Raw genomic sequence first — 19,083 nt, forward strand, 5'->3', positions numbered from 1 at the left:
CCGCGAGACCGCATCTCGCTGACGTCTCGGTTGCAGGCTGCAACGGTTTCGTCGGCGAAATGCGGTCCCGGCGCGGAGGACCCGCGGGACGACCGGCGCGTGAGAGCTACTCCGGGTCGGTCGCCCGACTGAGCGGACCGGAGCCGCCGCGCGGTGGCTGCCTGCGCTGATTCGAGAGCTCACCGCCCTGGCGCCCCCCGTACGGACGACCGTGGTCGGCGAACTCGGCACGGAAGTACGCCAGTCGCCAATCCCCCAGCTCGATACGCGCGCCCGTGCGCAGGATGCGACCGCCGCCGGAACGCCCCGGACCCTGTTCTCGCGCCCCACCGCCCCCGACCGCGTCGAAGCCGTACAGCACGTACTCGTCGTCGCCCTCGTGTCGGATCTCGGCGTGCACCGGCGCGAGCCCCGGCAGTCGCAGGTCGGCGCCCTCGCCGGACCCGATCACGGTGGTGGTGGGCAACAGGTCGAACTCCCGCGGACGCGAGCCGTCCCACGACGAATCGCCCACCGCGAAGATCAGGCGCGGGCGGCCCGATCCCGGCGTGTAGTGCGTCGTCGTGATGCGGCGGCGCACCGTGCGGTTGACGGTGGGCACGAGCGGCAGGGGGGTCTCGGGCGGGATGGGGAAGGTCAACGCCTGCCCCTTGTTCCGCCGCGTCAGCAGCGGCGCGACAGCGGCGACCGAGCCCAACCGGATGTGCGCCGAGCCGGTGATCGCTCGCTGCAGGGCGCTCTTCTTCACGTCGCCGAGGTGCAGGATCGGTCCGTCCGGCCCCTCGAGCCGCACGGAGATGCCCCGGGATGCCAGCGCATCGGCGACCGTGGACAACTCGGTGAGCGTGCGGCGGCCGTTGCCGGGCAACCGAGAGGGGTCGCTCACGACGATGCGCACCTCGGTGCCCGCGGCCGTGATCGTTCCCTCGAACGGCGGGGTGTCGGCATCCTGGCCCTGCTCGGTTTCCGAGAAGGCGAGGTCGATGTCGAGGCGCACCATGATGGCGCCGCCTCTCAGTTGCCGCGGTACGGGTCGGACCCGGCCGCGGTGTCGTCGCTCGTGGTGACGCGGAGGGTGCCGTTGAGCTTCCAGGTCGCGCGCGGCGCGTCGGGGCCGATGTCGCGGGGCACCTCGACGGTCATGTCGACGAACGAGTAGTTGACGGCGGCGCCGCGGCCGGTCAGGTACGACCACATCTCGCGACCGAGGTCGGTCCAGTCGGTGATGGAGTGACCCTCGGGGCCGCGGGAGTCGGCGAACGGGTCGGTGGGTGAGGAGGAGTCGGACATGGCTTCGGTCCCTTTCTCGGTTCAGAGGAACACCAGCGTCCCAGCGCGTGGGGAGAGCAGAGGAGGGATTGCGCTCGAGCGAGCCGTGCGGGACGATTCTGTCTCCACGCCTCAGTACACGTACTCCATCAGTTCGACGCCGAGCACGCGGAAGGCGTCGTGCGCACGCAGGCGGTGGGCGATCGAGAGGTCGTCGAAGTTCACGATCAGCGCGTACGAGATTCCGGCGCGGGGTCCGCCGAGCACCCCCGCCTCGGCGCGGACACCCGGGGCACGCCCGGTCTTGTTGATGAACAGCAGCCCGTGCTGGTCGTTCTCGTGCGCGAAAGGATCGAGGCCGGTGGCGGATGCCACGAGCGACAGGTCGTGGTTCAGACTCAGCCACTCCGCGACCTGCGCGCTGACCTGCGGCGAGACGATCGTGGAGTTCACGAGCCCCGCGAACACCTGCGCCATCTCGCGAGCCGTCGACAGTGCCAGGTGGGGGGCGTCGTCGGGGCCGCGGTCGTCGCGGAAACGGTCGAGCAGGGCTGTGCGGCGAAGCCCCAGCTGCTCGACGCGCGCCCGCACCGATTGCAGGCCCACCCGGTGCAGCAGGGCGTTGACGGCGAGGGCGTCGCCGGAGGAGGCCGCGAGCATCGCCACGTCGGCCAGGGGCAGCGCCGGAGCCTTCAGGTGCTGCCAGATACCGCCGTGGGCCGCGCCGTGAACGGACGCGCGGTCGACGATCTCGAGCGGGTCGAGACGGCCCGTCTCGAAGGCGGCCGCCGCCTCGATGAGCAGCGGCACGACGCCGAGCCCGCCCACCGGCAGCGTGATGAAGTCGTCGCCCGCAAGAACCTCGGTCGAGCCCCCGTCGAGGTCGTCGATGCGCACCGAGACCCTGGCGCCCGACGCGGCCAGCTCGTCGAGCGAGCGCAGGGTCGCCGTGAACGATCGCCGACCCGCAGCCGCGCGACGGGGCAGGCGTTTCGGCCCCTTCCGTCCCGCTCCGCGGAGGGCCGGGGCGTCGCGTCTCGACGACTCCACCGGCCCGCCGACGGGGTCGGGCGTACTGGGCTCGGGAACCGGGGGCATGCCCACGAGCGTGGCTCCTTCCGCGTCAGCAGAGCAACAAACAGGACCTCACCAAATGGTGACGCGCTGGTCGGCGTCGAGCCAGAGGGCGTCGCCCTCGGTCACCTCGAACGCGTCGTAGAACGCGTCGATGTTACGCACGATCTGGTTGCAGCGGAACTCGTTCGGCGAGTGCGGGTCGATCGTGAGCAGGCGGATCGTCTCGGCATCCCGACCCTTCTGCTGCCAGATCTGCGCCCAGCTGAGCAGGAGCCGCTGAATGCCGGTGTACCCGTCGACGACCGGTCCGTTCAGATCGGTCTCGCCCTGGCTCTCGAGGAAGAGGCGGTAGGCGGCGATCGCGATACCGAGCCCCCCGAGATCGCCGATGTTCTCGCCGATGGTGAGGGCGCCGTTGACGTGGTGCTCCTCGCCGAGTCCCAGGGGAACGAGGGCCTCGTACTGGGCGATCAGGGCCTTGGTGCGCTCCTCGAACGCCGAGCGGTCGGCATCCGTCCACCAGTCGCGAAGCGACCCGTCGGCGTCGAAGCGGCTGCCCTGATCGTCGAAGCCGTGCCCGATCTCGTGCCCGATGACCGCGCCGATGCCGCCGTAGTTGGCCGCGGCGTCGCGGTCGGCGTCGAAGAAGGGGTACTGCAGGATGGCCGCGGGGAACACGATCTCGTTCATGAGCGGGTTGTAGTACGCGTTGACGGTCTGCGGCGTCATGTACCACTCGTCGCGATCGATCGGCTGTCCCACCTTGGCGAGCTGGCGGTCGTGCTCCCACACGTGCGCCCGGCGGACGTTGCCGACAAGGTCGTCGGCGACGATCTCGAGCTCGGAGTAGTCCTTCCAGCGGACCGGGTAACCGATCTTGGGCACGAAGGTGTCGAGCTTGGCGAGGGCGCGCTCGCGCGTCTCGTCGGTCATCCACGACAGGCCCTGGATCGAGCGACGGTAGGCCTCGATGAGGTTCGCGACGAGGCCGTCCATCGCGTCCTTGGCCGCGGGCTGGAAGTGGCGCTCGACGTACACCTTGCCGATCGCCTCGCCCAGGGCCGCCTCGACGAGGCTCACACCGCGCTTCCAGCGCTCGCGGTTGACGGGGACGCCCGTGAGCTGCGTGCCGTAGAACGCGAAGTTCTCGGCGACGAAGGCCTCGGAGAGGAAGGCGGCGGCCGCGTGCACGATCTTGAATCGCAGCCAGGCCTTCCAGTCGTCGAGGCGCTCCTCGACGAGGAGGGCGCCGAGGGATTCGACGAAGCTCGGCTGATAGACGACGACTTCGGCGAGCGCGTCCTCGTGGCCCGGGGCGACCCCCGCACGCCACGGCTCGAGGTCGAGTCCGGCGAGGGCGAGGGTGTCGTCCCACGTCTTCAGGTTGTAGGTCTTCACCGAATCGCGACTGTCTTCGCGCGACCAGTGGTGCGCGGCGATGTCGGTCTCGAGGGCGAAGGTGCGGTCGGCGGATGCCGCGGACTCGGCGACTCCGGCGAGCTCCAGGACGCGCTCGATGTGCGCGCGGTAGGCGGTGCGCGTCTCGTCGAAGTTGTCGAGGCGGTAGTAGCTCTCGTCGGGCAGGGAGATGCCGCCCTGGTAGACGACGGGGACGTAGCGGGTGGGATCGCCCGGATCGGGCTCGACGAAGAGCGTCAGCAGTCCGCTCACCCCGTCGCGCTCGAGCTCGCCGATGAGCCGGAGCAGGGAGGGGATGTCGGTGACGCCGTCGACGCGCTCGAGCTGCGGTGCGAGCGGCTCGCGGCCGGCGGACTCGATGCGGTCGGTGTCCATGAAGCTCGCGAACAGGTCGCCGATCTTGCGGGCTTCGCTGCCCGGCTCGGCATCCTGCGACTCCTGGACGATGGTGCGCACGTCTGCCTCGGCCTGCTCGGCGATGAGGTGGAACGAGCCCCAGCGGGCCTTGTCGTCGGGGATCTCGGTGCGCTCGAGCCAGCTGCCGTTCACGTGGCGGAACAGGTCGTCCTGCGGGCGGATCTCGTCGCTGAGCTCGTCGAGCGCGAGACCGGAGCGGGGGGTGTCGGTCATGCAGACAGGATATGTGCCTCACATCCCTGCGGGCTCCGAACATGGGCGGAGGTAGTGGTGGCAGCTCGGGATCGGTCGCGGCGAGGCTTCGCCGAGTATCCGCCAGCAGGGGACCGCTTTCGGACGCGGGCTCCGCCCTATAGGCGCAGGATGGATCGCCCGTATGCGCGACCAAAGCGTCAAAGTAGCCTCGTGGCGGGTACTGGAAGGTGAAGGCGCCGCGTGAGCTTGGAGGGGCCCTACTCTGAAGCCATGAACAAGGTCTGGATCGTCTACCGCAGTGACCAGGACACAGAGATTCTTGGCGTGTTCGACGATGAACTTGAGGCGTCCCGTTTCAACGAGCAGATGGCGGACCGCTTCGAAGGCGAACGGATCTGGATCGGCGCCTACCCGGTTCCCTACCGAGTGCAGGGCGGCTTCCTCGGATGACAAGTGGGGTCGAACGGGATGTCCGACCCCACTTGTCCGGTCACTCACCTGTGATCAGTTGCATTTGAAGGTGTACGACCCGGTCGAGTCGCGGCCCACGCCCGTCTGGCCTCGGCTGGTCGTCCCCCACGCTGTCGTGATGACTTGAAACCGGTTGTCACGAGTCTTCCCGTTGCACCAGTACGTCACGTCCTTGGACTGCATGCTGCTGGTGCCGTAGCTATTGAAGGGTCCGGCGACTTTCTGCCACCCCCACCATTCTTGGCGAAACACCTCGCTGGCCATCCCTGTCTTCACGACATTCGCGCTGCAATTTCTCAGTGAGGGCTTGGAGCCAACACCCCCGTAGTTCGACGACTTGCGCAACCACATGTTGCCCGGAACCAAGAAGCACTTTGACGACGCCATCGACGCTCGCGTCATGAGCCCAGCGGTCTGGATCTGCGTCGTGCGGAGACCCGCAGTCTTGACCTCGGACGCCTCCGGATCCGGCGACTCGAGGTTCAACGTCTCCAGCTTCGCCTCAGTCTCGGCGCGGGTCTCGTCGAACACGATTTTGTTGGTGTCGGACGAGAGCTCCGCCATCTCTTCGTTAGAGATCGTGTTCGGCAGCGGCGGAACATCGATCGGCGCGATCGACGCCGAGGCCTGCGGTGCGTCGTCAGCTGTGGCTGGCGACGCACACAGCAGCGCCGTGGCGAGCATGAATAGCGTCGGCACCGCGATCAGTTTGGTCGTCATAATTCCCCCTCATTTTGTTGCGCTATCCTCCCAAAGCAAGCGATAGACGTAAAACGCACCAGCCCGAGGTAACTGAAGTTCACCCCTGACCCGACCGGCCCTCACCACGTGACGACTCATGTCCCTCCTCCGAGGCGGCGAGTGTGCGTGAGCGCGCATGAATATAGGCGGGTGAAAGCAACGGAGAGCCGCCCGGGCGGTGTCGGAGGCCCGCCCTAGGCTCGGACCGTGACCGCTCCTGCGCCCGCGACGCTGAACCGCTCGATCCTGCGGCTCGCCCTGCCGGCGCTGGGCGCGCTCATCGCCGAGCCGCTGTTCCTCATCGTCGACGCCGCCATGGTGGGCCACCTGGGCGTCGCTCCCCTCGCGGGGCTCGGTATCGCCGGGGCGGTGCTGCAGACGATCGTCGGGCTCATGGTGTTCCTCGCCTATTCGACGACGCCCGCTGTCGCTCGGCGCTACGGCGCCGGCGAGTACGGCCGGGCCGTGCGGATCGGCATCGACGGCATGTGGCTCGCGCTGTGCCTCGGCGCCCTGCTGGCGGCGGCCGGCTCTCTCGCGGCCCCCGGCATCGTCGACCTCTTCGGCGCTGCTCCCGACGTCGCCGAGAACGCACGCACCTACCTCGCGATCTCGATGTGGGGTCTGCCCGCCATGCTCGTGGTGTTCGCCGCCACCGGCCTGCTGCGCGGGATGCAGAACACGGTGACCCCGCTCTGGATCGCCGGCCTCGGCTTCGGCGCCAACGCGCTGCTCAACGCCCTGTTCATCTACGGCTTCGGCTGGGGGATCGCGGGGTCGGCGATCGGCACGGTCGTGGCGCAGTGGGGAATGGTCGGCGCATACGTCCTGGTCGCGCGGCGCTTGGCGCAGGTGCACACGGCATCCCTCCGCCTCGAGCGCGAGAGTCTGGGCGGCACCGTCCGCTCGGGCGGCTGGCTGTTCCTGCGCACCGTCAGCCTGCGGGCGGCGTTCCTCGCGACGGTCGCCGTGGCGACGGGTCTGGGCTCGGCCGAGCTCGCGGGATGGCAGATCGCCTTCACCATCTTCTCGACGGCGGCATTCGCCCTCGACGCCCTCGCCATCGCGGCGCAGGCGCTGATCGGCCGTGCGCTGGGTGCCGCCGACACCGACACGGTCGGCCGGGTCCTCACGCGCACGAGCGCCTGGGGCGTGTGGTTCGGCGTCGCGGTGGGTGCGGTCATCGCCGCCGGGTCGGGCGTGATCGGCCTGATCTTCACGGGGGATGCCGAGATCGCCGCGCTCATCCAGCCGGCGCTGCTGGTGCTCGCCGTCGCGCAGCCTCTGGCGGGGTTCGTCTTCGTGCTCGACGGCGTGCTGATCGGGGCCGGCGATGCGCGCTACCTCGCCCTCGCGGGGCTGCTCAATTTCGTGCCGTACGCTCCGGCACTCGTTCTCGTGGCGCTCTTCGCCGGCGGCGGTGCCACCGGCCTCGCGTGGCTGGCGGCGGCGTTCTTCGGTGTCTACATGGTGGCGCGCGCGCTCACGCTCGGGCTCCGTGTGCGCGGACAGCGGTGGATGACGGCCGGAGCCTGACGTCCCCCGATCCACCGGTCTGGACGGAGTGCGGGGCGGGACCCTCGTCGGCGCCCCGCCCCGGCGTCTCACGTGTACCAGGTGGGTACCGGCACCTGGCTGAGCAGCACGTACTCCCCCACCTCGCGCTTCTTGTACGCGATGGGATCGTGCAGGCTGTGCGTACGGAGGTTCCGCCAGAAGATGTCGAGCCCGACGGCGTTCGACGTCGCACGTGCTCCGGTCAGCTCGTAGATCTTGGATGCCACCTCGAGGCCGTCGTCGACGATGCGGAGCTTGCCGGCCGCGATTCGCACCGCGATCTCTCCGCGCCGACGCTCGGTCAGCTCCTCGCGCGGGGCGTGCAACACGGCACTGATCTCCGCACCCACGGCATCCAGGAGCGCCTCGTCGGCCCAGAGTTTCGACTGCAGGGTGCCGTAGCCTTCGAGCACGTACCACTCCTCGGTGGCGCGCTGCTTGTCGTCACCGCCGTAGGGCCAGGGCCGGGTGCGCTCACGGGTGTATGCCGACGCGGTCTCCAGCGCGCCCTCGGCGATGCCGAGGTAGAAGTTCGCGAACACGAGCTGGATCGCGGGCACGTTGAGGGTGTTGTAGACCAGCGACTGGAACTGCTTGTCGACGAATCCCGCGGCATCCGACCAGGGAACGCGCACATCGCGGATCTCGACCGAACCCGACTCGGTCAGACGCTGGCCGAGGTTGTCCCAGTCGCCGGCGAAGACGATCCCCTCCTGCGCCGTGGGGACGATCGCGAAGATGTGCGTCTCGGTGCCTTCGAGCACGCCCTCGAGCACCGTCAGGTCGGACACCCGGCCGCCGGTCGAGAACGACTTGCGCCCCGAGAAGATCAGGTCGTCGCCGTCCTCGCGGATCACGAGATCGGAGTCGCGCGGGTTGACTGCGCCACCGAAGAGGAAAGCGTTCGAGGTGTACAACTCCTCGACCGCCGCGATCTGCGCGTCGGTGGCCACGAGGCGCGCCGCCCATGCCCAGAGGTAGTGGTAGCCGAGCACCTGCCCGATCGATCCGTCCCCGCGCGCGACGGCACGGATGACCTTGTACGCGGTGTCCCACGTCTCGCCCGCGCCACCATGCTCGCGAGGACCGAGCAGCGTCACCAGGCCCGATGCCTTCAACAACTCCACCTCGGCGAACGGGGCATCGTTGGCGCGGTCGCGCTCGACGGCGTCCGTCGCGAGGATGTCCGCCACCTCGCGGGCGCGCGCGATCCAGCCGACGCTATCGTGTGGAGCGGGGGCGTCCCGCCAGCGGTCCGCCAAGCCCGTCGTCGCTGAATCCGTGATCGTCATGGTCATTCCTTCCCAGGTGTGTGATTCGGTGTCGCGTCCTCCACCGGCTGCCACCGGCGAAGGACAGGCTGCGCGACTCGCGGCGGGGCGCTTCTTCGCCCCCGGGCCTTGCAACCGGTGCCGTCAGTAAACATCCGCCCGCCCGCTCACCGGCAGCGTGTTACCGACAAAGACCCCGCGTTTCACACGGTGGCGTCACGAGGGCGCAGCTCACGCCCAGCGGCGGCACCACTCGTACATGATCACGGCGGCAGCCGACGCGGCGTTGATCGAGCGCGTGGAACCGTACTGGGTGATCTCGACCACGCCGGTGGCCGCCTCGATCGCCTCGGGCGACAGCCCCGGACCCTCCTGACCGAACAGCAGGACGCACGCCTCGGGGAGCTCGGCACGGTCGACCGGCACCGACCCCTCGACGTTGTCGACGGCGATCACCGGGAGTCCCGCATCCCGCGCCCAGGCGGCGAAGGCGTCGACGTCTTCGTGGTGCCGCACGTGCTGATAGCGGTCGGTCACCATGGCACCGCGCCGGTTCCAGCGGCGCTTGCCGATGATGTGCACCTCGGCCGCGAGGAACGCGTTGGCGCTGCGCACGATCGAGCCGATGTTGAGGTCGTGCTGCCAGTTCTCGATCGCGACGTGGAACGGATGCCGCTTCTCGTCGAGGTCGGCGACGATCGCGTCCATGCTCCAGTAGCGGTAGCCGTCGACGACGTTGCGGGTGTCGCCGTTCTCGAGCAGCTCGCGGTCGTAGCGGGGATCGTCGGGCCAGGCGTCCGGGCCGCCGGGCCAGGGACCGACGCCGTGGGTGGCGGTCGCGGCCGCCTCCCCCTGTCGGGGCTCTGCCCCGTCGGCATCCGTCGGGGGCTGGGCCGCGTCGCCCTGCGACGGCGTGGGGGTCTCGGCATCCGTCACCGTTTCAGGCTACCCGCGCGGCCTGCCGACGCCCGGGCGAGATCGGACGATCGGCTCGAGATCACGGGGCGCACCTTTCGTCGTCTCGTGCCGCCCCGCGACCTGGACGCCTCTGGATTCATCACTTTTCGGTGGACCGAAAAATTGATACGGTTTCGGGATGCCGAAAACAGCCGATCTCGTGGGTCGCCGTCGCACATCGGGGCGGGCGCTCTGGCTCCTCGGCCCGGCGATGGTCGCCGGCGTCGCCTACCTCGACCCCGGCAACGTCGCGAGCAACATGACCGCGGGCGCGACCTTCGGCTACCTGCTCGTGTGGGTCGTGGTGCTCGGCAACGTGATGGCGTGGCTGATCCAGTACCTCTCGGCGAAGCTCGGGATCGTCACGGGTGAGAGCCTCCCCCAGGTGCTCGGCCGCCGCATCCGCCGCCCCTGGGCTCGCCGGGCCTATTGGCTGCAGGCCGAGCTCGTCGCGATGGCCACCGACGTCGCCGAGGTCATCGGCGGCGCCGTCGCGCTGCACCTGCTCTTCGGCATCCCTCTGGTGTGGGGCGGGGTGATCACGGGCGTCGTCTCGATGGGCCTCCTGCTCGTGCAGACGCGGCGCGGGGCGCGGGCGTTCGAGACGGTACTGATCGGATTGCTGCTCGTCATCGCCGTCGGCTTCACCTTCGGGCTGTTGTTCGCTCCACCCGAGCCCGCCGGGGTGATCGGGGGCCTCGTGCCGCGGTTCGAGGGGAGCACCTCCGTGCTCCTCGCGGCCTCCATCCTCGGCGCGACGATCATGCCGCACGCGATCTACGCGCACTCCGCTCTCGCGCGCGATCGGTTCGCGCCGGCGGCGGCGAGCTCAGCCGCACGCGTCGAGACGACGTCCACGCGCCCGGCACCGACTCCCGACCGCGTCACAGCCGCGGGAACAGACATCGCGCCCGGGACGACCGATCGAGCCACGGCGACGCCCTCTCCCGCGCCGAGCGGCCTCGGCGCGAACGCGGGCGAGAACGCGGGCGGGACTCCGGGCGCTCAAAGCCGCGCCGACGCCCTCGCCGACGCCCGCGGCATCTCGACTCCGCGTCTGCTGCGGGCGACGCGGTGGGACGTCACGATCGCGCTCGCTGTGGCGGGCACCGTGAATCTCGCGATCCTTCTGCTCGCCGCCGCCACCCTCGCCGGGGTCGAGGGCACCGACAGCCTCGAGGGCGCGTACGCGGCGCTACGTGAGGGCCTCGGCCCGCTCGTCGCCACCCTCTTCGCGGTGGGCCTGCTCGCCAGCGGTCTCGCGTCGACCTCCGTCGGCGCCTATGCGGGCGCCGAGATCATGCAGGGGCTCCTCCACGCGCGCATCCCCCTGCTCGTCCGCCGCCTCGTCACCCTCGTGCCCGCCCTCGTGATCCTCGGCCTCGGCGTCGACCCCACGCTCGCGCTGGTGCTCAGCCAGGTCGTGCTGTCGTTCGGGATCCCGTTCGCGCTCGTCCCCCTCGTGGCCCTGACCCGTCGACGCGATGTGCTCGGCGACTACCGCAACCGCGGGGCGACCACGGCGGCCGGGGTGCTGGCATCCGTGTTCCTCATCGCCCTCAACGCTCTGCTCCTGTGGTTGGTCTTCACCGGAGGTTAGGCTGACGCTGTGGACTCGCCCGTGGCCGACGACTATCTCAAGGCGATCTATCACCACACCGAGTGGCAGGACAGCCCGATCACGCCCTCGCAGCTCGCGGCCGTGCTGGGCCTCGCCCCCTCGAGCGTGACCGAGATGGTCAAGAAGCTCGCCGCGCAGGGACTCGTCACGCATCGGCCGTACGGACCGGTGTCGCTGACCCCCGCGGGTCGACACCGCGCGGCGGGCGTGATCCGCCGCCACCGCCTCATCGAGACGTGGCTCGTGCGCGAGTTCGCGTACTCCTGGGACGAGGTGCACGACGAAGCCGAGGTCCTCGAGCATTCGCTGAGCGACCGACTGCTCGAGGGCATCGACGAGCGACTCGGTCGCCCGCGTTTCGATCCCCACGGAGACGCCATCCCGGATGCCGACGGCTCGGTGCACCGCGAACCCTTCGTGCTCCTCGCCGAGGCGTCGATCGGCCACGCGGGGCGCGTCCTGCGCGTCAGCGATCGCGATCCTGAGCTGCTGAGGGCGCTCGTCGAGAACGGCATCGACGTCGGGCACGAGCTCGAGGTGCTGAGCGACGATGTCGTGCGCGCGGACGGCACCGAGGTGGCGCTGCCGGCCGGCGCGAGCAGTTCGGTCTGGCTCACGCGCTGAAAGGGAGTCTCCGCCGGCGTGCGCGCCGGAGACCGTTTGCGCGAGCCACTGTCGGTGCACGGGAGGAGACCCGTCGAGGGGAGGGCCCGGGCGAGGTTCTGCTTCCTCCGCTCGCGGATTCTCCTCCGCTCAGCCGTGCCGGGAGACCGGATTCAGGATGCCGCGCGCCGAGCTCGATCGAAGGGCCACCGCACGTGGGTCGCCGTCTCGCACGCGCGCCAGAGGTCGGCGCCGAGTTCGCTGCCCCGTGTGCGGCGGGCGGGGGTCGCCACGCGCGGGACTCCCCGGGCGACGAGCGCCGGTCCGTACATCGTGCCGCCCTCGGCGTGCGGGTCGACGAGCGCGCGGACGAGAGCCCAGGCCCCCTGCTCCTTGGACTGGGTGATCGGCGCCTGGAGATTGTCGAAGAAGCGCGTGAGCCGGCTCGGCTCGTTGACGCCGCGCACCCCGCGCGTGCGACCGCTGGTCGAGTAGCCGGGGTGGGCCACGAGGCTCTGGATCGGAACGCCGTGGGCGAGCAGCCTCTTCTGCGCCTCGAGCGCCAGCGCGGTCGTCGCCGCCTTCGACTGCACGTAGGCGCGCCACGGCGAGTAGCCCTCGCGCAGTTCGGGGTCGGTGGGCACATGTCGCCAGAGCGACGTCGACATACTGCCCACCCAGACCATGCGTCCGCGGGCTGCGGCGAGGGGCTTGAGCAGCTCACCGGCCAGGGCGAAGTGGCCCAGCACGTTGGTGGCGAACACGAGTTCGTGACCGCCGGCGGTCTCGCGCTCCTTGGGCGGGTGGACGATACCGGCGTTCAGCAGGAGCCCGTCGAGCCGTCCGCGCGCACGGGCGGTGGCGGCCGCCGCTCGCACCGAACCCATGTTGCTGGTGTCGAGCAGGAGCGTCTCGATGCTGGCATCCGGGGTCGAGCGCATGATGGCGGCCTTGGCCGCGGACATCTTGTTGGGATTCCGACCGGTGAGCAGCACGTGGGCGCCGGCGGCGGCGAGCTGCTCGCACGCGAAGAAGCCGAGCCCGCGGGTCGCGCCCGTGACGAGATACGACCGCCCGGAGAGGTCCGGCAGGTTCTCGGGATCCCATTCGGTTCGCGTCACCCTTCGACCCTAACGAGATCCGGTGCGTCCGTCACGGGTGCATTCCGGCAGCGGAATACCGTCCGGTAAAAAGTTTTCTACGACTTCGCGTGACGAATCGTGCCCGAGACCCGTCTTCTTCGTGAGCCACCCGCTCCGTCGCGACGAGATACCTTTCGCCGCCGACGCCGACACGAGAAAGAAGGAGTCAGATCATGGGTCTCGACGACAAGATCAAGAACGCCGCTCAGGACATCGTGGGCAAGGCGAAGGAAGCGATCGGCAACGCGACCGACAACGACAAGCTCGCCGCCGAGGGCAAGGCCGACCAGGTCAAGGCCGACGCGAAGAAGGCCGGCGAGAACGTGAAGGACACCTTCAAGTAAGTCGGCATCCGCGGACGGGCGGGCCACGACTCCGGTCGGGCCCGCCCGCGCTCTTTCAAGCCCCCCCCTCTTTTCGAGGCGGTGTCGGGGTCCGGGATTAGGCTGGCCCCATGCGGACCCGAGGCGACATCGAGTGCTGGCTCACCGACATGGACGGTGTGCTCGTTCACGAGAACACCCCCATCGCCGGCGCGTCGGAGCTGCTCGCGCAGTGGCGGTCCGAGGGCACACCGTTCCTGGTGCTGACGAACAACTCGATCTACACGCCCCGCGATCTCAGCGCACGACTGCGGGCCTCCGGCCTGGTGGTCCCCGAGTCCGCGATCTGGACCTCCGCGCTCGCCACCGCCGACTTCCTCCAGTCGCAGATGCCCGGTGGATCCGCCTTCGTCATCGGCGAGGCGGGTCTCACGACCGCCCTTCACGAGGCGGGCTTCATCATGACCGAGACCGCCCCCGACTACGTCGTCGTGGGCGAGACTCGCAACTACTCGTTCGAGGCGATCACCAAGGCGATCCGCTTCATCCGCGGGGGAGCGCGCTTCATCGCCACGAACCCGGATGCCACGGGCCCCTCGACCGAGGGCGTCCTGCCCGCGACGGGAGCCATCGCCGCCCTCATCACCAAGGCCACCGGCAAAGAGCCCTACATCGTCGGCAAGCCGAATCCGATGATGTTCCGCTCCGCCCTCAACCGCATCGGGGCGCACAGCGAGAACACCGGCATGATCGGCGACCGCATGGACACCGACATCGTCGCCGGCATCGAGGCGGGGCTGCACACCGTGCTCGTCATGACCGGCATCAGCGACCAGCGAGAGATCGAGCGCTACCCCTTCCGCCCCGACGAGATCCTCGGCTCGGTCGCCGAGCTCGTGCGCCAGGAACCCCTCGAGTCCGACCTCGCCGACGGCGAAGAGGGCCTCGAAGCGGGTCTCTGACCCGACCCCGACCCCGACGAGGAGACACCGTGGACGACCGTACGCTCTGGCTGATCGTCGCCTTCTTCATCACGGCGGGAACGCTCGTGGCCTTCATCGTGCAGTGGCGCCGCTCGCGGCGCGGCGGCGGGGGGCGTCGCGACCCGTTCGACGGGCCGGGGGACGGGTCGCCCTGAGGTGAGCCCCGCCGCCGCGGGGAGCATCGACGCACCCGGCGGCTGCGCGCTGGCATCCGTCACGCCGTCACCGAAACAGGGGATGCCACCAGAACAGGACGAAACGCCCTGTCCCCGTCGCACCGCCCTGTTCTCGTCACAGCGCGGCGACGCACCGACGCACCCCGGCGGCGCGCGCAGGCCGAGGGTCCGGCAGGGCGGGACTGCTTACTGCGGGGCGAGGCCCAGGTCGTCGAGGTCGATGGATGCCAGCCACTGCAGGCCCGCGGCCTCGATCGCAGCCTGCGCTCCGGTCTTGCGGTCGACGATGACGGCGACAGCGACGACCTCGGCACCCGCGCGGCGCAGCGCCTCGACGGCCTTGAGGGCGGACTGGCCGGTGGTCGAGGTGTCTTCGACGACGACGACGCGCTTGCCCTCGACATCGGCGCCCTCGATCTGGCGACCGCGGCCGTGGTCCTTGGGCTCTTTGCGCACGACGAACGCGTCGAGCGGGGTTCCGGCGTGCACCGACTCGTGCATCACGGCGTTGGCGATGGGGTCGGCCCCCAGCGTGAGGCCGCCGACGGCGACGACGCCGTCGAGGTCTTTCACCAGGTCGAGCACCAGCCGACCGATCGCGGGGGCGGCGCGGTGGTCGAGGGTGAGCTTGCGCATGTCGACGTAGTACGTCGCCTTCTTGCCGCTCGAGAGGGTGAAGTCGCCGTGGAACACCGCCTCGTCCTTGATGAGGCCGATGAGGGCCTGACGGTCGGCTTCGAGCTCGGGCGTGGAGGCGGTGGTCACGGCGTCGAGTTTAGTGCTCCGTCCTGATCACGCCGGGGCTGCTCCGCACGGCGATGTCGACGCACGAAAGTAGGCTGGATGCCATGCGCCTGGCCACCTGGAACGTCAACTCCATCCGCGCCCGCGTCACCCGCACCGTCGAGTTCTGCGTGCGCGAGCACATCGACGTGCTGGCGATGCAGGAGATCAAGTGCAAGACGGAGCAGTTCCCGTACGCCGCCTTCGAGGAGGCGGGGTATCACGTCGCCGCGCACGGTCTCAATCAGTGGAACGGCGTCGCGATCGCCAGCCGCGAGCCGCTCGAGGACGTCGAGATCGGCTTCCCCGGCATGCCCGGCTTCGAGAAGGGCAAAGAGGGGCCCGACCTCCCCCAGGAGGCCCGCGCGATCGGCGCCACCGTCGACGGCGTGCGCGTGTGGAGCCTCTACGTGCCGAACGGTCGCGGGCTCGACGACCCGCATTTCACCTACAAGCTCGACTGGCTCGACAAGCTGCGGCAGTACACGGCCGACGCCCTCGCCGCCGACCCCGATCTGCCCCTCGCGCTGACGGGCGACTTCAACATCGCCCCAACCGATGCCGACAACGGCGACCCCACGATCGTTCAGGGCGCGAGCACGCACGTCTCGCCCGTCGAGCGGGAGGCGTTCGCCGCGTTCGAGACCTCCGGGCTCACCGACGTCGTGCGCCCGCTCATCCCCACCGGTTACACGTACTGGGACTACAAGCAGTTGCGCTTCCCCCGCAACGAGGGCCTGCGCATCGACTTCATCCTCGGCTCGCGCGCCTTCGCCGACGCTGTGCACGGCGCCGAGATCCACCGGAACGAGCGCAAGGGCGAGGTCCCCAGCGACCACGTCCCCGTCGTCGCCGACCTCGACCTGTCGGGGGCCGACGACGATGACGACCTGCCGATGATCTTCGGCTGAGCGCCGAGGACACCGGGCCGGGGCGTCGCGCGGTCGAACGACCTCGTCAGAATCGGATGACCTCGTCGAAATCGGACGCCGTGCGCGCTGCCGTCCGATTCTGGTGCGATTCTCCGATTTCGGCGCCGTTACGCGGGCTCCGGGGCGGCGCGCCGCGATTGAGCGCACGGCATCCCGGGACGTCGGGCCCGCGGCATCCGGACCCGTTCGGGTGACACCTGCGGGCCTCTTCGTACGCGCGCAGCGCAGCAGAATCGGACCGCCGCAACAGAATCGGACCGACTCCGCGGCGGTATCCGGATCCGACGTACCCATCCGGATCCGCGGCCGGGCACCTGCCGTCGCATGCGACCGCGGAGGGGATCGCACGACGGCGGGGCCGAGGCGAACCCCGACCCCGCCGTGCGGGAGCGTCAGACCGCGGGCACCTCGGCCGGTGCGGTGCGCGCGATGAGCGTCACCAGCGCCTCGATGATCGAGCGGAGGAACGCCGCGGTGCCCTCGTCGGTCACGGTTCCGTCGTCCTCGAAGAGGCCGGGGGTCGACTGGATGTAGCCCTCGGGCTGGCCGAGGACGAGAGCGTTGTAGTGCAGGAGCACCGAGCGCAGGTGCTGCTGGCCGGCGGCCGTGGCGATACCGCCCTGCGAGGTGCCGATGACGGCGGTGGGCTTGTCGTTGAACGACGCCTCGCCGTAGGGGCGCGCCGACCAGTCGAGCGCGTTCTTGAGCACGCCCGGGATCGAGCGGCTGTACTCGGGGGTCACGACGAAGACGCCGTCGGCGTCTTCGATGGCCTTCTTGAATTCGGTCGCGACCTCGGGGAAGTTCCCGTCGTAGTCGGGTGAGTAGAAGGGCAGGTCCTTGATCGGGATCTCCTTCAGGGTCACGCCCTCGGGGGCGACCTTCTCGAGTGCCTTCGCCAGACGGCGGTTGATCGAGGTGCTGGAGATGCTGCCGACGATGTAGCCGATCGTGTAGTCGGTCACGATGATCCTCTTTCCGGACGACGGGGGCGCCGGGCGCCCTGGTTCATTCACGTGCAAGCATCGCGGTCGAACCTGTATTCCCCCTCTTCTTGACTCCGCCTCACGGGGGATGCAGGTGTCGGCGGTCGCCTCTAGCGTGGAGGGATGCCACGGATCACGCGCGCGCAGCAGCGGAACGACGCCGTGCTCGCCGTGGTGCTACTGCTCGGGGGGCTGCTGAGCGCGGTGCTGTCGTCTGTCGCGGGGATCTACGGCGAGCAGCAGGGTTCGCTGGCCATCGCCGTGGGGTACGTCGTCGTGCTGGCCGTCCCCGTCGCCTTCCGCCGGCGCTGGCCCTCGGTCGCCGCCGTTCTCGTCTCGCTCGCGTACTTCCTCGCCGTGACGTTCCGCATCCCCGAGATCTACGCCGGCAACATCGCCATGTTCATCGCGCTGTACACGGTCGGAGCATGGGAGCCGAACCGTCGCCGGGCGACGATCGTGCGCGTCGCGCTGATCGCGGGCATGTTCGTGTGGCTGTTCGTCGTGATGTTCCAGGCGGCGACCCAGCCGGTGGATCCGGACGTCGGGGGCGCCTTCTCTCGCGCCGGCGCTTTCTCACCGTTCGTCGCTTCCCAGCTCCTGGCGCTCGGCCTCAACGCCCTCTTCTTCGGGGGCGCCTACTACTTCGGCGACCGCTCGCACCAGCAGATGCGCGAACGCGCGGCCCTCGAGGAACGCACCGCAGAACTCGAGTCCGAGCGCGAGGTGACCGCGGCGCAGGCCGTCGCTCTCGACCGCGTCCGCATCGCGCGCGAGCTGCACGACGTGGTCGCCCACCACGTCTCGCTCATGGGCGTTCAAGCGGGTGTCGCCCGCTCGCTCCTCACTCGCGACCCCGACGCCGCTCGCGAGACGCTGTCGAGTGTCGAGAGCTCCGCGCGCACCTCGCTGCACGAGCTGCGCCAGCTGCTCGAGACCCTGCGTACGCCGGACGCCGACGCGGCCCCCGACACCGCGCCCACCACCCACGGACTCAGCACGATCCAGGCCCTCGTCGACGACGCCACCGCCGCAGGCCTCCCTGCGACCTTCACCGTCATCGGAGACCCCGCGTGCGATCCCCCGCCCCTCGTGCAGGTGAACCTGTACCGCATCGCGCAGGAGGCGTTGACGAACGCGCGCCGCCACGCGGGACCGGGCGCCACCGCCGACGTGCGCCTGCGGTTCGAGACGGATGCTGTCGAGCTCGAGATCTCGAACACGGGACGCCGGGGCTCGTCGACGCCGGGGCTCGGACAGCTCGGCATGCGCGAACGCGCGGCCGTGTCGGGCGGAACGATCGAGATCGGACCGCGCCCGCGCGGCGGCTACCTCGTGCGTGTGCGCGTACCGCTGATCACCGCGGAGGGGGCGCATGTCTGAGCTGCGTGTCCTGCTGGTCGACGACCACGCCATGATGCGGGCGGGGTTCCGCACGATCCTCTCGCTGGAGCCCGACATCGAGGTCGTGGGAGAGGCGGCATCCGGACTCGAAGCCCTCTCCGCGGCGGCGAGCTTGCGGCCCGACGTGATCTGCATGGACGTGCAGATGCCCGACATGGACGGCCTCGAAGCCACCCGCCGGTTGACCGCCGACCCCGCATCCGACGCGGCCGTGCTCATCGTCACGACCTTCGACCGCGACGACTACCTCTTCTCGGCGCTGGCGGCCGGAGCCAGCGGGTTCCTCCTCAAGAACGCGGGACCCGAAGAACTCGTCTCGGCCGTCCGCGTCGTCGGGGCCGGAGACGCGCTGCTCGCCCCCGAGGTCACGCGCCGGGTCATCGAACGTTTCGCATCGCCGGGTGCCGAGATGGCGGCATCCGCCCCCTCCGCCACGATCGAGCCGCTGCGCCTGACCGAGCCCCTCACCGAGCGCGAGGGCGAAGTGCTGCGGCTGGTGGCCGAGGCGCTCAGCAACGCCGAGATCGCCGCGCGCCTGTTCATCGGCGAGGCGACGGTCAAGACGCACGTGTCGAACCTGCTGCAGAAGCTCGGGGCGCGCGACCGCGTGCAGGCCGTGGTGCTCGCCCACCGGCACGGCCTGGCCTGACGGCGACGAGGGCCGCGCACCGGCCCGGGCAGCGCCCGAGACGACCGGACGGTCACGAGGTACCCCGCGATTCGGCACCGTTGCGTGTCCTTTCGAGCATCGAGGGC

The 19,083-nt window shown here is 69.9% G+C and carries 20 protein-coding genes; 10 read left to right on the plus strand and 10 right to left on the minus strand.

Going from position 1 to position 19,083, the window contains the following annotated elements:
* Positions 1–106: 106 nt before the first annotated feature.
* The 4 genes from DEU35_RS10790 to DEU35_RS10805 form a co-directional block, all read right to left on the minus strand.
* Positions 107–1,000 (minus strand): FHA domain-containing protein, encoded by an 894-nt coding sequence (locus tag DEU35_RS10790; RefSeq protein WP_258873519.1) that lies wholly within the window; start codon positions 998–1,000, stop codon positions 107–109.
* 14 nt (positions 1,001–1,014) lie between these two features.
* Positions 1,015–1,290 (minus strand): hypothetical protein, encoded by a 276-nt coding sequence (locus tag DEU35_RS10795; protein WP_094734402.1) that lies wholly within the window; start codon positions 1,288–1,290, stop codon positions 1,015–1,017.
* Positions 1,291–1,401: 111 nt separating this feature from the next.
* Complete coding sequence (locus DEU35_RS10800) at positions 1,402–2,367, minus strand: serine hydrolase (protein ID WP_103208584.1); 966 nt, start codon at positions 2,365–2,367, stop codon at positions 1,402–1,404.
* A gap of 48 nt (positions 2,368–2,415) precedes the next feature.
* Positions 2,416–4,395 (minus strand): M13 family metallopeptidase, encoded by a 1,980-nt coding sequence (locus DEU35_RS10805; protein WP_103207996.1) that lies wholly within the window; start codon positions 4,393–4,395, stop codon positions 2,416–2,418.
* 252 nt (positions 4,396–4,647) lie between these two features.
* Between DEU35_RS10805 and DEU35_RS10810 the strand changes: the two genes are divergently transcribed.
* A complete protein-coding gene (locus DEU35_RS10810) occupies positions 4,648–4,827 on the plus strand; it encodes a hypothetical protein (protein WP_103207994.1) in 180 nt (59 codons plus the stop codon).
* 54 nt (positions 4,828–4,881) lie between these two features.
* On the opposite strand, the gene DEU35_RS10815 is transcribed toward DEU35_RS10810, so the two are convergent.
* Entirely contained in the window at positions 4,882–5,568 is a 687-nt protein-coding gene (locus tag DEU35_RS10815) for a hypothetical protein (protein ID WP_103207992.1), read from the minus strand.
* 228 nt (positions 5,569–5,796) lie between these two features.
* On the opposite strand from DEU35_RS10815, the gene DEU35_RS10820 reads away from it, so the two are divergent.
* Positions 5,797–7,125, plus strand: a complete 1,329-nt coding sequence (locus DEU35_RS10820; protein ID WP_103207990.1) for an MATE family efflux transporter — start codon at positions 5,797–5,799, stop codon at positions 7,123–7,125.
* Positions 7,126–7,193: 68 nt separating this feature from the next.
* Here the strand turns inward: DEU35_RS10820 and DEU35_RS10825 are convergent, their stop codons facing one another.
* A complete protein-coding gene (locus tag DEU35_RS10825) occupies positions 7,194–8,438 on the minus strand; it encodes an acyl-CoA dehydrogenase family protein (protein ID WP_219728514.1) in 1,245 nt (414 codons plus the stop codon).
* A 210-nt stretch (positions 8,439–8,648) separates the two neighbouring features.
* Complete coding sequence (locus DEU35_RS10830) at positions 8,649–9,353, minus strand: RNA methyltransferase (RefSeq protein WP_103207986.1); 705 nt, start codon at positions 9,351–9,353, stop codon at positions 8,649–8,651.
* A gap of 160 nt (positions 9,354–9,513) precedes the next feature.
* Here DEU35_RS10830 and DEU35_RS10835 point away from each other — a divergent pair, with 160 nt between their 5' ends.
* Together DEU35_RS10835 and DEU35_RS10840 are read left to right on the plus strand one after the other, a co-directional pair.
* Complete coding sequence (locus DEU35_RS10835; protein ID WP_103207984.1) at positions 9,514–10,974, plus strand: Nramp family divalent metal transporter; 1,461 nt, start codon at positions 9,514–9,516, stop codon at positions 10,972–10,974.
* A gap of 9 nt (positions 10,975–10,983) precedes the next feature.
* Positions 10,984–11,619, plus strand: a complete 636-nt coding sequence (locus tag DEU35_RS10840; RefSeq protein WP_116239512.1) for a metal-dependent transcriptional regulator — start codon at positions 10,984–10,986, stop codon at positions 11,617–11,619.
* 152 nt (positions 11,620–11,771) lie between these two features.
* Here DEU35_RS10840 and DEU35_RS10845 read toward each other — a convergent pair whose 3' ends face one another.
* Positions 11,772–12,719 carry an SDR family NAD(P)-dependent oxidoreductase gene (locus DEU35_RS10845; RefSeq protein WP_103207978.1) on the minus strand — a complete coding sequence of 316 codons (948 nt, stop codon included), beginning with the start codon at positions 12,717–12,719 and terminating at the stop codon, positions 11,772–11,774.
* A gap of 194 nt (positions 12,720–12,913) precedes the next feature.
* Between DEU35_RS10845 and DEU35_RS10850 the strand changes: the two genes are divergently transcribed.
* The 3 genes from DEU35_RS10850 to DEU35_RS17170 all read left to right on the plus strand — a co-directional run bounded on the left by DEU35_RS10850 (position 12,914) and on the right by DEU35_RS17170 (position 14,201).
* A complete protein-coding gene (locus tag DEU35_RS10850; protein ID WP_055832729.1) occupies positions 12,914–13,084 on the plus strand; it encodes a CsbD family protein in 171 nt (56 codons plus the stop codon).
* Positions 13,085–13,194: 110 nt separating this feature from the next.
* Positions 13,195–14,025 carry an HAD-IIA family hydrolase gene (locus DEU35_RS10855; RefSeq protein WP_103207976.1) on the plus strand — a complete coding sequence of 277 codons (831 nt, stop codon included), beginning with the start codon at positions 13,195–13,197 and terminating at the stop codon, positions 14,023–14,025.
* A 29-nt stretch (positions 14,026–14,054) separates the two neighbouring features.
* Entirely contained in the window at positions 14,055–14,201 is a 147-nt protein-coding gene (locus tag DEU35_RS17170; RefSeq protein WP_170210734.1) for a hypothetical protein, read from the plus strand.
* 207 nt (positions 14,202–14,408) lie between these two features.
* On the opposite strand, the gene pyrE is transcribed toward DEU35_RS17170, so the two are convergent.
* On the minus strand, positions 14,409–14,987 hold the full coding sequence (gene pyrE, locus DEU35_RS10860; protein ID WP_103207974.1) for an orotate phosphoribosyltransferase: 579 nt from the start codon (positions 14,985–14,987) through the stop codon (positions 14,409–14,411).
* An 83-nt stretch (positions 14,988–15,070) separates the two neighbouring features.
* On the opposite strand from pyrE, the gene DEU35_RS10865 reads away from it, so the two are divergent.
* Positions 15,071–15,916 (plus strand): exodeoxyribonuclease III, encoded by an 846-nt coding sequence (locus DEU35_RS10865; RefSeq protein ID WP_116239513.1) that lies wholly within the window; start codon positions 15,071–15,073, stop codon positions 15,914–15,916.
* Positions 15,917–16,329: 413 nt separating this feature from the next.
* Here DEU35_RS10865 and DEU35_RS10870 read toward each other — a convergent pair whose 3' ends face one another.
* The gene (locus DEU35_RS10870) at positions 16,330–16,902 is read right to left on the minus strand and encodes an NADPH-dependent FMN reductase (protein WP_103207969.1); all 573 of its coding nucleotides are present in this window, start codon (positions 16,900–16,902) and stop codon (positions 16,330–16,332) included.
* 144 nt (positions 16,903–17,046) lie between these two features.
* Here DEU35_RS10870 and DEU35_RS10875 point away from each other — a divergent pair, with 144 nt between their 5' ends.
* Together DEU35_RS10875 and DEU35_RS10880 are read left to right on the plus strand one after the other, a co-directional pair.
* A complete protein-coding gene (locus tag DEU35_RS10875; protein ID WP_116239514.1) occupies positions 17,047–18,306 on the plus strand; it encodes a sensor histidine kinase in 1,260 nt (419 codons plus the stop codon).
* Entirely contained in the window at positions 18,299–18,976 is a 678-nt protein-coding gene (locus DEU35_RS10880) for a response regulator transcription factor (protein WP_103207964.1), read from the plus strand. Before DEU35_RS10875 ends, DEU35_RS10880 begins: the two co-directional genes overlap by 8 nt.
* Positions 18,977–19,083: the final 107 nt, after the last annotated feature.

Source organism: Microbacterium sp. AG157, assembly GCF_003385695.1.
Lineage (GTDB): Bacteria > Actinomycetota > Actinomycetes > Actinomycetales > Microbacteriaceae > Microbacterium > Microbacterium testaceum.

Coding starts and splice junctions, on each gene's coding strand:
- DEU35_RS10790 (WP_258873519.1), bottom strand. CDS start 1,000: ATGGTGCGCCTCGACATCGACCTCGCCTTCTCGGAAACCGAGCAGGGC.
- DEU35_RS10795 (WP_094734402.1), bottom strand. CDS start 1,290: ATGTCCGACTCCTCCTCACCCACCGACCCGTTCGCCGACTCCCGCGGC.
- DEU35_RS10800 (WP_103208584.1), bottom strand. CDS start 2,367: ATGCCCCCGGTTCCCGAGCCCAGTACGCCCGACCCCGTCGGCGGGCCG.
- DEU35_RS10805 (WP_103207996.1), bottom strand. CDS start 4,395: ATGACCGACACCCCCCGCTCCGGTCTCGCGCTCGACGAGCTCAGCGAC.
- DEU35_RS10810 (WP_103207994.1), top strand. CDS start 4,648: ATGAACAAGGTCTGGATCGTCTACCGCAGTGACCAGGACACAGAGATT.
- DEU35_RS10815 (WP_103207992.1), bottom strand. CDS start 5,568: ATGACGACCAAACTGATCGCGGTGCCGACGCTATTCATGCTCGCCACG.
- DEU35_RS10825 (WP_219728514.1), bottom strand. CDS start 8,438: ATGACGATCACGGATTCAGCGACGACGGGCTTGGCGGACCGCTGGCGG.
- DEU35_RS10835 (WP_103207984.1), top strand. CDS start 9,514: ATGCCGAAAACAGCCGATCTCGTGGGTCGCCGTCGCACATCGGGGCGG.
- DEU35_RS10850 (WP_055832729.1), top strand. CDS start 12,914: ATGGGTCTCGACGACAAGATCAAGAACGCCGCTCAGGACATCGTGGGC.
- DEU35_RS10855 (WP_103207976.1), top strand. CDS start 13,195: ATGCGGACCCGAGGCGACATCGAGTGCTGGCTCACCGACATGGACGGT.
- DEU35_RS10865 (WP_116239513.1), top strand. CDS start 15,071: ATGCGCCTGGCCACCTGGAACGTCAACTCCATCCGCGCCCGCGTCACC.
- DEU35_RS10875 (WP_116239514.1), top strand. CDS start 17,047: ATGCCACGGATCACGCGCGCGCAGCAGCGGAACGACGCCGTGCTCGCC.
- DEU35_RS10880 (WP_103207964.1), top strand. CDS start 18,299: ATGTCTGAGCTGCGTGTCCTGCTGGTCGACGACCACGCCATGATGCGG.